The organism is Shewanella sp. SR44-4 (genome assembly GCF_014163715.1).
Taxonomy (GTDB): Bacteria; Pseudomonadota; Gammaproteobacteria; order Enterobacterales; family Shewanellaceae; genus Shewanella.
The window spans coordinates 36,435-47,576 of the sequence record NZ_JACJDU010000040.1; the positions used below are offsets into that span (position 1 = coordinate 36,435).

Annotated in this window: 10 protein-coding genes and 2 tRNA genes; 8 read left to right on the forward strand and 4 right to left on the reverse strand. The window is 38.0% G+C overall.

Features of this window, described 5'->3' with window-relative positions; genetic code table 11:
* Positions 1–152 precede the first annotated feature (152 nt).
* Genes pilV through H5125_RS16525 form a run of 5 tightly spaced genes read left to right on the forward strand, consistent with a single transcriptional unit; the run spans position 153 to position 6,178 of the window.
* Complete coding sequence (pilV, locus tag H5125_RS16505) at positions 153–701, forward strand: type IV pilus modification protein PilV (protein WP_182744780.1); 549 nt, start codon at positions 153–155, stop codon at positions 699–701.
* Positions 701–1,723 carry a PilW family protein gene (locus H5125_RS16510; RefSeq protein ID WP_162023668.1) on the forward strand — a complete coding sequence of 341 codons (1,023 nt, stop codon included), beginning with the start codon at positions 701–703 and terminating at the stop codon, positions 1,721–1,723. Before pilV ends, H5125_RS16510 begins: the two co-directional genes overlap by 1 nt.
* 33 nt (positions 1,724–1,756) lie before the next feature.
* Positions 1,757–2,209 carry a PilX N-terminal domain-containing pilus assembly protein gene (locus tag H5125_RS16515; protein WP_162023667.1) on the forward strand — a complete coding sequence of 151 codons (453 nt, stop codon included), beginning with the start codon at positions 1,757–1,759 and terminating at the stop codon, positions 2,207–2,209.
* Between the two features lies 1 nt (position 2,210).
* A complete protein-coding gene (locus tag H5125_RS16520) occupies positions 2,211–5,753 on the forward strand; it encodes a pilus assembly protein (protein ID WP_162023666.1) in 3,543 nt (1,180 codons plus the stop codon).
* 2 nt (positions 5,754–5,755) lie between these two features.
* Positions 5,756–6,178 carry a type IV pilin protein gene (locus H5125_RS16525; RefSeq protein ID WP_182744781.1) on the forward strand — a complete coding sequence of 141 codons (423 nt, stop codon included), beginning with the start codon at positions 5,756–5,758 and terminating at the stop codon, positions 6,176–6,178.
* Here H5125_RS16525 and H5125_RS16530 read toward each other — a convergent pair.
* Together H5125_RS16530 and H5125_RS16535 are read right to left on the reverse strand one after the other, a co-directional pair.
* Positions 6,175–6,693: a GspH/FimT family pseudopilin gene (locus tag H5125_RS16530; RefSeq protein ID WP_182744782.1), complete on the reverse strand. Its 519-nt coding sequence runs from the start codon at positions 6,691–6,693 to the stop codon at positions 6,175–6,177. The two genes, H5125_RS16525 and H5125_RS16530, sit on opposite strands and share 4 nt — an antisense overlap.
* A gap of 99 nt (positions 6,694–6,792) precedes the next feature.
* Positions 6,793–7,308 carry a GspH/FimT family pseudopilin gene (locus tag H5125_RS16535; RefSeq protein ID WP_182744783.1) on the reverse strand — a complete coding sequence of 172 codons (516 nt, stop codon included), beginning with the start codon at positions 7,306–7,308 and terminating at the stop codon, positions 6,793–6,795.
* A gap of 419 nt (positions 7,309–7,727) precedes the next feature.
* Between H5125_RS16535 and glnB the strand changes: the two genes are divergently transcribed.
* From glnB to H5125_RS16550, 3 genes are all read left to right on the forward strand, one after another.
* A complete protein-coding gene (gene glnB, locus H5125_RS16540; protein ID WP_101086390.1) occupies positions 7,728–8,066 on the forward strand; it encodes a nitrogen regulatory protein P-II in 339 nt (112 codons plus the stop codon).
* Positions 8,067–8,144: 78 nt separating this feature from the next.
* The gene (locus tag H5125_RS16545) at positions 8,145–9,431 is read left to right on the forward strand and encodes an NAD(P)/FAD-dependent oxidoreductase (protein WP_101086391.1); all 1,287 of its coding nucleotides are present in this window, start codon (positions 8,145–8,147) and stop codon (positions 9,429–9,431) included.
* A gap of 240 nt (positions 9,432–9,671) precedes the next feature.
* The gene (locus tag H5125_RS16550; RefSeq protein ID WP_011638325.1) at positions 9,672–10,373 is read left to right on the forward strand and encodes a SapC family protein; all 702 of its coding nucleotides are present in this window, start codon (positions 9,672–9,674) and stop codon (positions 10,371–10,373) included.
* Positions 10,374–10,521: 148 nt separating this feature from the next.
* On the opposite strand, the gene H5125_RS16555 is transcribed toward H5125_RS16550, so the two are convergent.
* Both H5125_RS16555 and H5125_RS16560 read right to left on the reverse strand, forming a co-directional pair.
* A tRNA-Thr gene (locus H5125_RS16555) sits at positions 10,522–10,597 on the reverse strand.
* A 6-nt stretch (positions 10,598–10,603) separates the two neighbouring features.
* Positions 10,604–10,679 (reverse strand) — tRNA-Phe (locus tag H5125_RS16560).
* Positions 10,680–11,142 lie beyond the last annotated feature (463 nt).

Below are 11,142 nucleotides of genomic sequence, written 5' to 3' on the forward strand. Positions count from 1 at the left end.
TAATCATACAAAATTGATACTATCTGATTACATTTAAGTCAGTTATTATCTATGCAGAATGTTTAGACTTGTTTAATAGTTGTGCTGTATAAAAAATCGATATTCAAGAGTGAAAATATCTACTTTTGATCTTATCTGGAGGTTTTACGCTCATGTCATGCAAAAGGAATGGATTTTCCTTAATTGAAGTAATGGTCTCACTGGTTATCTTAGTGATTGGCCTTATTGGGATTTTTAATCTTCATATTATGTCGAAACAGGGTAGTTTTGAGTCTTTTCAGCAAACTCAAGCGTCATATTTTGCCAATGATATAATAAATCGTATGCGCCTGAACGTAAGTGAATTAAGCAATTATGGATCGTCCTCCGGTACTCACTATAGTGGAGAATCATTAACAAAACCCACAGAATGCTCTGGAGTTTATCGCTGTTCTAATACTGAATTGAGGGCGTGGGATTTATATGAGTGGCAGAGTGCTTTTATTGGCGATTCTGAAGTTGATAGTGATGGCAGTATTGGAGGTTTGCCTTCGCCAACAGCATGTGTGTATGTTAATTCAAATGATGTTGTAATAGTGATGACGTGGAAGAGTGTCCGTAAATTTAATGGTGCCAATGAGAATTATTCTGATGAAGTAAAGTCATGCGATTCCTCTGGTGCAACGCGAAGAGTTTTTGAAATTAAAACGGCAATTTTTTAATGAGACATATGATGAATCACATTTCTATAAAGCATCGTGGAATGTCTTTAGTTGAATTAATGATAGCCATGCTTGTTGGGTTATTTTTAACCGCGGGTATCTTCACTATGTTTAATATGTCGTCAAGCAATGTGACAACTACCGGTCAATTCAATCAGCTACAAGAGAATGGGCGTATAGCTCTGGCTATTATGGAAAGAGATATCAGCCAGCTGGGATTTTTTGCTGATATAACTGGCACAGAACTTATTGTGAATGTTAATTCTAGTAACTCAGCGACAGTTTTAACATCGGACTGTGTTGGTGAGGGGGTTAATAATGCAACTTTTCCTCAAAATGTCCCTGCTCATTTTCGAAGGCTATGGGGAAATGAATATACTAATGCGTTAACTATGGTGTGTGGTGCGCCTCTCACTCCAGACAGCAAAACGGACATTATACAAGTGAAGAGGCTTGTTGGACCTTCCGTGTTAGCCGCTCAGTTAGATGCTAACAGTTATTATGCTTCAGTTACTGCTAACGAAATTGAATTCTTTAATGGCAGTGTAGCTACACCGCCAGTAAAATTAAATAGTCGTATGTGGAAATATCAACATAGAGTCTATTTTGTGGAAACTGATTCAGGTATCCCTGTATTAAAACGCCGTAGTCTTAATATTTCAGGTGGCATGTCAAACGAAGAGCAACTTGTTGAGGGTATAGAGAATATCCACTTTTTATATGGTTTTGATAATGATGGCGACTCGACACCAGATACCTTTATACCCGCGAAAAATGTGTCAACTTTTATGTGGGACAATCAAGGTTTTCAACGTCTAGTTGCTTTAAGAATGTACGTATTGGTTCGATCTATTCAGATTGATCGTAGTTATGAAAATGATGTGACCTACACATTAGGTGATAAAGAAATATCGGGTTCGGTCAATCCAAATAAGAGTAACGACACTGATTATAAACATTATCGACGAAAGGTGCTGTCCACAACGGTGGTGTTAGAGAATCCTGTATTGATTAGAAATTAATGTAAGGTTGTCAAACCAAATTTAGGTGTGAAAATGATCAAGACGTATAAATATCAACAAGGAATAGTGCTGTTTTTTTCTCTAATCGTTTTAGTATTAATGACGATAATCGGTGTTGCTTTGGCGGTTAGTTCTACACAGTCCTTAAGAATGTCTGGTGCTGGTAGTGATAGGTTAGCTGCTACATCGCTTGCTCTGGGTGGACTCAATACTGTTATTTCAAAAAGTGTGGTGTATCAATTTAGTACCACTACTGATCCAAAGAGAACTGTGGCGGAATTGAGCGGTAGCCAAGATATTACGCTTATGCCTCTAGATAATCCAGGTATCAATGTAAGTTGTCAAAGAACTGAAAAGGCTAATGCTGCAAATTTAATTAACTGTCGAAGAGTCGAAATTTCTAGCACAGTTAATTACGGACGAGGTGGTTACGGAGAGCTGTCTGTGACAATGGGTGTTGAGCAAGAAGTGCTCAAGGAGAATTAAAATGTTCAGTAAGTATCCGATTTTTATTATGTTATTTTCTGTATTGGGCTTTGTAGCTAATGCCGTTGCAGATGATACCGAATTATATGTTTTAGAGTCATCTGTGCGTAGTGATGATAATCCACAGATTCTTATTATTTTAGATACTTCAGGTAGTATGGACAAAAATGGCGGCGATATGCTTTCCCCTCCATTTCTTACCCAACCTACACCTTCTACTAGCACCAAATTATATTATTCCACAAGTGTCGATGAAGTTCCGATCTCAGGAAGCCAGAACTACTTTACATATAGCAAAAATAATTGTAATTCGTCGTTAAGTATTATCAAGTCTTTCGGCATCTATACTGGTTATTTTAGACAATACCAAGATGGGAAATGGATAGCGTTACCAATCTCTGATGGTAGCGGGATTTCTGCTGTTGATTGTTATGAGGACATAGCCGTATCTGATAATAAAAATGCCAGTGGTAAAAGTAATGGTTATCCTGTTGATGGTTTAAGTAGTGCTTATAGCAATGATTCAAATGCTTTAAGTAATGCTAGATTAACTGATTTTGGTTTAGGACAACCTATTACTTTATTTACCGAAAATTATATTAATTGGTACCATAATAGGCCTTCAAATAGCTGGACTACCCGTATGGCTGTCGCTAAACGAGTGCTGAGTGAAGTTATCGTGAATACACCGGGTGTTGATTTAGGTTTGATGATTTTTAATGTAAATTCAAACGGTTATGATCGACATGGTGGTCGTGTTATTTCGAGTATCAAAACAGGGAATATAACTAATAAAAATAGTTTACTTAATACTGTAAACAATACTAATTCAATTCAGAATAACTCTACACCGTTGTGTGAAACGTTATATGAAGCGGCTCAGTATTTACATGCAAAAAGTGTAGTCAATGGCCACAAAACTAGTGGTTCTTCAACTAATCCTAGTTATGACACCAATGCAGAGTCTCCTTCTGGAACCTATAAAAGTCCATTTATAGGCAAAGAATGTGGCTCTAATGCATCTATTATTTTAATTACAGATGGTGCTCCACAGTATGATACCCATGAAAATGGCAATATAAAAACTTTGTTAGGCTTACCATCTAATACAAATGACGAAAATGTTCCTGGATCCCAGTACGTTACAGCTTATAATTACGATAAACATTATAGTTTATTACCTTCAGTCGCGAATTGGTTAGCTAATAATGACGTTAATCCATATGCTCCTGGTGTACAAACAGTTAAAACATATACCATTGGTTTTAGTGAGGGAGTCAATAACGCAACAACATTATTGAATGCAACTGCAACTCAAGGTCAAGGGAAAGCATACTACGCGACCGATACCACAGGGTTACAAGCTTCATTGATTAGCGCCATAGAAGCAATTAGCTTGGATAGCTCAAGTTTTTCTTCGCCGTCTGTCGTTCTTGATAAAACTCAAACTGGTAACTCTGCCTATTTTGCTATGTTTTTACCTGGTGAAGGTCCTAGGTGGACCGGTAATCTTAAAAAATTTAAAGTGAGTTCAACAGGTGATATTTTAGATAAACGTGATGTAAAAGCCTTCTCTAGCGATGGTCGAATCGCTAAAGATGCATGCTCTTTGTGGGTAACTGACTCAGATTGCGCCAACGCAAGTTATGAAGGTTACGATGTTAATGACGGTGGCGTTGCTGCCGCATTACGATCTAATTATCGAAACTCTGCAGGATTAGCGACAAGAAATGTTCTTACAAACACGGGTAATTCAGGTCAACTTGTAGCATTGACTAAGACTAATGCTCAAATTAAAGGCAGTTTAACAGAGCAACAGTTAGCAACATTTTTAAATGTCGATAAAGATAGTATAGAAAGCACTTTAAATTGGGCTAAGGGGCAGAACGTCGATAATGAAAAATATGATTTAGATACAGCCCCCTATCTTAGACAAGATATATTAGGTGACCCGCTTCATTCAAGACCTCTGGTCATAAATTATGGCACAACCGCTTCACCTGATATAAGAATTATTATGGGAACCAACCATGGCTTTGTTCATATGTTTAAAGACACTGAGTCAGAGGTTAATGGTGAAAGTGTCAGTGCTGTATCTGAATCATGGGCTTTTATTCCTCATGAATTATTACCTAATATTAAAAGCTTAAGAGATAATCCTAAAACAGGTGTTCATTCTGTTTATGGTATGGATGGTTCTCCAGTTCCTTATTTTGAATATGATGCAGATGGTAAAATCAATAAAGCTTGGGTATTTATGGGGATGCGAAGAGGAGGCAGTTCATATTATGCCTTAGATGTAACAGATAAAGATGCAGCCCCAACGTTACTGTGGATTAAGAATAACAGTGACTATTCGTTATTAGGGCAGTCTTGGTCTGAGCCAGTAGTGACGAAGATATCAGGTTGGAAAGATTCTAAAGGTAAGGCAAAACCTGTTCTAGTTGTGGGTGCGGGATATAACCCCAATACAAAAGATGGTGCCAGTGTTGGTACTAATGACACAACAGGTGCTGGTATTTATATCTTGGATGCTGCAACAGGAGCTAAACTGCATAGCTTTGGCGGTTCGGGAGCTGATACATCTATGCCTGGCATTGTTGATAGTATTCCGAGCAAAGTGGCAGTATTAGATAGTAACAATGATCAATTAACCGATCGCATTTACGCAACAGATACTGGTGCTAATGTGTGGCGTTTAGATTTACCGGGGTTACCGACAGACACCCAAAACCCATGGAGTGCGTATCATTTTGCGAGCATGGGAGGAGGGGATCTTGCATCTGATATTCGTTTCTATTCTGAGCCAGTAATAGCTCAAACAGCTTTTAGTAATGTAGCTGAACATACTTATACAGATATAAACAATAATAGTGTCACTTCAAAACAATACCAAAGCATCCCTTACGATGCAGTTGTTGTAGGGAGTGGACATAGAGCGAATCCTTTGAATAAAAGTAGAAATGATAAGTTTTTTGTATTCCAAGATAGGAATATTATTTCTAAATCTTATAGCTCTGCTGCTGGGAATACTGTTCCAGATACATTAACTATTTCAGATTTATATGATGTAACTACGGAGTCCCCAACCGAAGAAACAGCATTAATCACATTTGGCCTAAAGCGAGGTTGGTATTATCGTTTCGCAGATGCTGGTGAAAAATCTTTATCCGCCGCAACAATTGTGCAGGGAAAAGTATTTTTTACATCCTATGTGCCTCAGACCGGAGCAACTGAAAATGCATGTTTAGTTCCAGGTGAAGGACGTCTTCGCGGCCGAGATCTCCATAAAGGAGGGAAAGTTTACAGCAACTCACAAGACTATTTTAAAATGAGCGAACAGGTTCCTGATACTCCAACCTTAGTAATTCCTAAAAATGGTGATGATAGTAGCTATATGTATTTAATCGGAATTGGCGATGCCGCAAATGATATGATCAAAAAAGATCTTTTGGGTGATGATGGCTGTGCTGCTGGCGATAACAAATGTGTCGGTGGTGGCTTAGGCGTTAATCAGATCTATTATCATATGAAAGAGAATTAAAAATGAAAGTAACAATCACTAAAGCATACTCTGGTTTTACCTTAATAGAGGTAATGATTACCGTCGTCATTGTAGGGATTTTAGCTTCTATTGCATATCCCTCGTATACTAAATTTGTTGCGAAGGGAGCTAGGGCTGATGCGCTAGCTGGTTTGATGAATGTGGCCAACAGGCAAGAACAATATTATTTAGATCATAAAACGTTCACTAAAAATATGAAAAAACTTGGTTTTTCTGTTGATGTTGATGGTAATTTTGTTGTCGAGAATGGATTTTATAAAATAGATGCAACAGTTGCTAATGATAATAGGTACACTATTGAGGCTAAAGCTAATGATATCCAAAAGGCAAGAGATTCTGCATGTACATCGATAATGATTACTTCTGACGGAGAGAAAACACCCAGCGATTGCTGGTCTAACTAGTTAGGCGCACAATTGACATTAGTTGTAATCGTCGATATTTTTCCAGATAAACTTATAGAAATTCCTTTTGAGTATTCGCTATCTTTACTCGATGGGCAGTAGTGAATACTCATTTCGCTATCTCCAGATAACATACCATCAGTATTAAATATTATTGCTTTATCTGGAGATACTTTAATAAAATCTTTTAAATTAAGGTGTTGTTCCTTTTTTAATACGCTTGTATTGTTGTCTACTTTGTTGTCATTATCGTCATCAATAAAAATAAAATACCCATCAATCCAATCACCAGTACAGCTTGATCCACTACCAGGACAAACAACGATTTTTCTCCCATAGCTAATAGCTTGATTTCTTGCAAATGCGATTGAATTTTCAATATTGTTGATTGCTGTTGAGCTCCGAGTTCTTTCATATACAGATGTTAAAGATGGTACAGCAACTGCTAGTAAAATAGCGGCAACTGAAACAGTGACCATTAGTTCGATTAAAGTAAAGCCATGCATGTTTTTCATTTTTAATCCTCATGTCTATCTATGCCTTTATTTTGAATCATCAGGCAGAAAATAGATATGGTCAGCAGGCTATGTTACTCATTTTTATTTTACATGTTCTTACTTACACGTTACTTTTTTCCTAGAAAATCGAACTCTACCTGATTGATTAATAATTATGGCTTTCGAATATGGGCTATTGATCAAACCAGGACAATATCTAAATGTACCATTTGTTCCAGAAGCTAACCCGTCTGTTTGAAATCGTACATATTTTCTGTTGTAGTAAACTGTGTCATTTTGGTTAAAAGGTGGGATATTAAGTAGAATTACATCGGAAGCTGATAGTTCATTTAGTTTTGAGGTATCAAGAAACACGGTATATCCCTTATGCCATTTATTAGTGCATTTGTTTGCTTCTAAATTACATACCGTTACCTTTATCCCGTAGCTAATAGCCATATTTCTGGCAAATTGCATAGATTGTTGAATTGTCCTAATGTTGCAATTTGCTCTAATTTGTTCATTTAGCGCAGTGAAAGAGGGGACTGCAATAAGTGACATCAACATCACTATTAATGTCGTGACGATAACTTCGATAAGGCTAAAGCCTTTTAGGTGAGTAATGCTAGGCATACTAGTTCATCCTTAAACGTCGTTAGCTGCGTCCTGCAGTAAGATTAAATTAGTATAGAAAATAACCAGCAGCTTTGCTGAGAAATATCTTTTCATAAATACGTAAAATAGCCGCGACAATTAGCTTCGCTTTCAAGTAAGATATTTGGATGATGTTAGCAAGCATATAAATTGCAATGAGGACATATGCTTAATCAACTTCAGTATGGAATTATAAATGGTTATTAAATAGCTCCTGCTTGCTGTAGTGGATTGACTTGCAATAGGCACCATATTGACGTGCAAATGTGACTTGTTAGTAAAACAAATGGCAAATTCGATATTGCAGATTTGAAATAAACCATTTTCTTATCGATTTATCCCATCTCTTATCCCGAGTTGAGGTTAATCAAAAACTTAGCCGATGACAGGAGTATTTAATGAAAAAAGTCGAAGCGATTATTAAACCGTTTAAACTTGATGACGTGCGTGAGGCACTTGCTGAAATTGGCATTACGGGTATGACGGTATCAGAGGTTAAAGGCTTTGGGCGTCAGAAAGGCCACACAGAGCTTTATCGTGGTGCAGAATATATGGTTGATTTTTTACCTAAGGTAAAAATTGAATTAGTGATCCAAGATGACATTCTGGAACGTGCGATTGATGTTATCGTTGATATAGCCAGAACAGGTAAAATTGGTGACGGTAAAATATTTGTAACTGATATCGAACGCGTGATTCGTATTCGCACTGGCGAAGAAAATGAAGAAGCAGTATAAGGCCCATAAGGGCCTTTTTTTATAACTGTAAATATTGTGTGATTATGTTGTTGGTATAAGGTAATTCCGAGGTAGTGTATGGTGCAACGAATTGTTATCGTGGGTGGTGGGGCTGCAGGGCTAGCATTGGCTTCAAAATTGGGCCGGAAATTTGGTAAAAATCCGTTAATCGATATTAGTTTGATTGATAAAAATACCGTCCACATATGGAAACCTAAATTACATGAAGTCGCTGTTGGTGTAATTGATCAATCAATCGAAGGCCTGCAATATCGAGATCACGGATTAAAGAATGGTTACCGGTATATTCGAGGTGCCATTGAGCAATGCGATCCGACGACTAAGAAAATTCAACTTGCTCCTGTGTATAACGATGAAGGCGAGATGATCATTGCCGCGCGTAATATTGAATACGATACTCTTGTTCTAGCCTTAGGGGGCGTATCAAATAGCTTTAATACACCAGGGGCCGAAAAACACTGTATTTTTTTAGACAGTCTAGACAGTGCTAATCTGTTTCATCATAAGCTGATGGATGCACTGTTACAGCTTAATGAAACCCAAGATCAATTAGGCATCGGCATTGTTGGTGCGGGTGCTACAGGTGTCGAGCTTGCCGCTGAACTGCATCATGTTATTGAATCAGTAAGAGAGTACGGTTATCAAAACATCTCTAAAGATCATTTAGATATAAATTTAATAGAAGCATCCCCAAAAATACTCCCTCAATTGCCAGAGCAAGTCAGTACAAGAGCGCAAACTGTACTGTCAAAATTAGGGGTTAAATTGCATTTAGGTGTGCAGGTTAAAGAAGTAACCAAAGAAGGCTTTGTTACTGCGACGGGGGAGACGATAAAAGCCAATATCAAAGTGTGGGCGGCAGGTGTTAAAGGTCCCAAAGTATTTGAAAATTTCACTCAACTTCCCGTCACTCCACGTAATCAAATTGATGTAGATGATTGCATGCGTGTAAAAGGCATTGATGATATTTATGCTTTAGGCGACTGTGCTCAATTAATCTTACCATCAGGTAAGCCGGTACCACCAAGAGCCCAAGCAGCGGCTCAAATGGCAGATCGTCTCTATGCCAATATTTGTTTGAAGATGAAACAGCAGCCAGAAAAGCCTTTCGTTTATAAAGACTATGGATCACTAGTATCACTGAGTCGTTTTTCGGCGGTTGGGAACTTAATGGGAAGCCTCCGCTCAGGAGATTTTTTTGTTGAAGGACACATTGCTCGTTTGATGTACATCTCTCTGTATCAGCGTCATTTAGCCAGCTTGTATGGCTGGTTCTCGGCTTCTGTATATCGTATTGCCCAAAAGCTACTGCGCTGGCAACGCCCTAAGCTCAAGTTACACTAGGCGAGTAATCACATAGAGAGTTGAGCTACTATCAATATAAACGAATAGGCTTTGTTAAACACAAAGCCTATTTTGCACAAGAATTGGCCATTTGACGTTTATTGACGCAATTTAACTTAAATCTACTTGAATTTAAGATTTAACTTGGTAGTTTCAGTTATTAATTATTTGTTAACACAACGTATGACAATGATGTTGTACTTATACCATAAAAGATAATCAGTGCTTCAAGGAGCCAAGATGCCTAACCAGATTACATTATTAGAACAAACCAAGCATGGTGATTTAAAACTGACTCCAAGTGATTTTTCTCACGTGGCGGAGCAGCACATCGTGCCGGTTACCTTGCATGAAATTAACCGTGCTGCCACTGAGTATCCAATCGTATTTGTTAAAAACAGTGACACTAACGAATTTCAGTCAGTTGCGATGTTAGGCCTAAAACCAGGTCAAAATCTAAGTGTGAAAGATGGTAAGTGGCAAGGTTTGTATATTCCAGCTGTTGTTCGTGACTATCCCCTTGGTTTAGTGGTTAATCCAGACGTTAAAGATAAAGTATGGATTGGTATACGCGAAGATGCCAAAGAAGTGACTAAAACAGACGGCCAAGCATTATTTGAAGATGGTAAAGAAACTCCATTTTTAGAAGCGCGTAAGCAAGCTTTGATTAGCCACTATGAACAAGATCAAGCTACTCGTGGTATTTTAGGGTTTCTAGATGAAAAAGGGCTGTTGATTAATCAGACTCTCACTGTTGATGTAGCGGGTGAGAAGCGTAATATCAATGGTTTATACCTTATTGATGAAGCTAAATTAAATGCACTAAGCGACGAAGAGTTTATCGAGCTTAAAAAGCGCGGTCTACTAGGCCCAATTTATGGTCATTTGGGTTCTTTAAACCAAGTTAATCGTTTAGCCCGTGTTGAAGTACTCGGTAGATAGTCTTCGGGCTTCCCCAAACAAAACAGGCACTCAATTGAGTGCCTGTTTTGTTTGGGGAAGCTAAATACAATATCTGAATTAAGATGTTTAGCTTTGACTAAATAGCAGATGCAAAAAAGCCACTCATTGAGTGGCTTTTTTGTTTTTATGGTGCCGGCACCAAGAGTCGAACTCGGGACCTACTGATTACAAGTCAGTTGCTCTACCAACTGAGCTATGCCGGCTAAATATGGTGCCCGAACCCGGAATCGAACCAGGGACACGAGGATTTTCAATCCTCTGCTCTACCGACTGAGCTATTCGGGCAACTAACTAAGCGTTAGTTAATCACTGCAGACTAGGTATTAACTTGGTAATCAATGCCCGTCTCGTCTGGAGTGCGCACATAGTATAGTGATGGTTTTTATCGTGCAAGTGGTTTTTCAAATGTTTTTACTCGTTCGGCTAGTTAATGTGCAAACTGGTGGTTTTTTATCGATTTTTAACGCTAAAAGTAGTTTGTAAGTGTTAATCGCTAAGAATAAAGTCGTAGAAGTTTGCTGACGATTAAATAAAATAACTAAAGAGAAACCAGAAAATTGAATTCGTCATTTGTTTTTTGCTCAGCACTAGACCCGTTTGATTTTTAACTTATGGTTAGTGTCTGACCTGGTCAACTGAATTCGGTCACCCTAGTTAAGTTCGTTAAGCGACTTCTTTTATCTGCTTATCCATACGCTCAAATTCATTGGGACTTTGGTAGTCAAGGTATGAATGCATTCGTTGGCTG

Coding starts and splice junctions, on each gene's coding strand:
- pilV (WP_182744780.1), top strand. CDS start 153: ATGTCATGCAAAAGGAATGGATTTTCCTTAATTGAAGTAATGGTCTCA.
- H5125_RS16510 (WP_162023668.1), top strand. CDS start 701: ATGAGACATATGATGAATCACATTTCTATAAAGCATCGTGGAATGTCT.
- H5125_RS16515 (WP_162023667.1), top strand. CDS start 1,757: ATGATCAAGACGTATAAATATCAACAAGGAATAGTGCTGTTTTTTTCT.
- H5125_RS16520 (WP_162023666.1), top strand. CDS start 2,211: ATGTTCAGTAAGTATCCGATTTTTATTATGTTATTTTCTGTATTGGGC.
- H5125_RS16525 (WP_182744781.1), top strand. CDS start 5,756: ATGAAAGTAACAATCACTAAAGCATACTCTGGTTTTACCTTAATAGAG.
- H5125_RS16530 (WP_182744782.1), bottom strand. CDS start 6,693: ATGAAAAACATGCATGGCTTTACTTTAATCGAACTAATGGTCACTGTT.
- H5125_RS16535 (WP_182744783.1), bottom strand. CDS start 7,308: ATGCCTAGCATTACTCACCTAAAAGGCTTTAGCCTTATCGAAGTTATC.
- glnB (WP_101086390.1), top strand. CDS start 7,728: ATGAAAAAAGTCGAAGCGATTATTAAACCGTTTAAACTTGATGACGTG.
- H5125_RS16545 (WP_101086391.1), top strand. CDS start 8,145: ATGGTGCAACGAATTGTTATCGTGGGTGGTGGGGCTGCAGGGCTAGCA.
- H5125_RS16550 (WP_011638325.1), top strand. CDS start 9,672: ATGCCTAACCAGATTACATTATTAGAACAAACCAAGCATGGTGATTTA.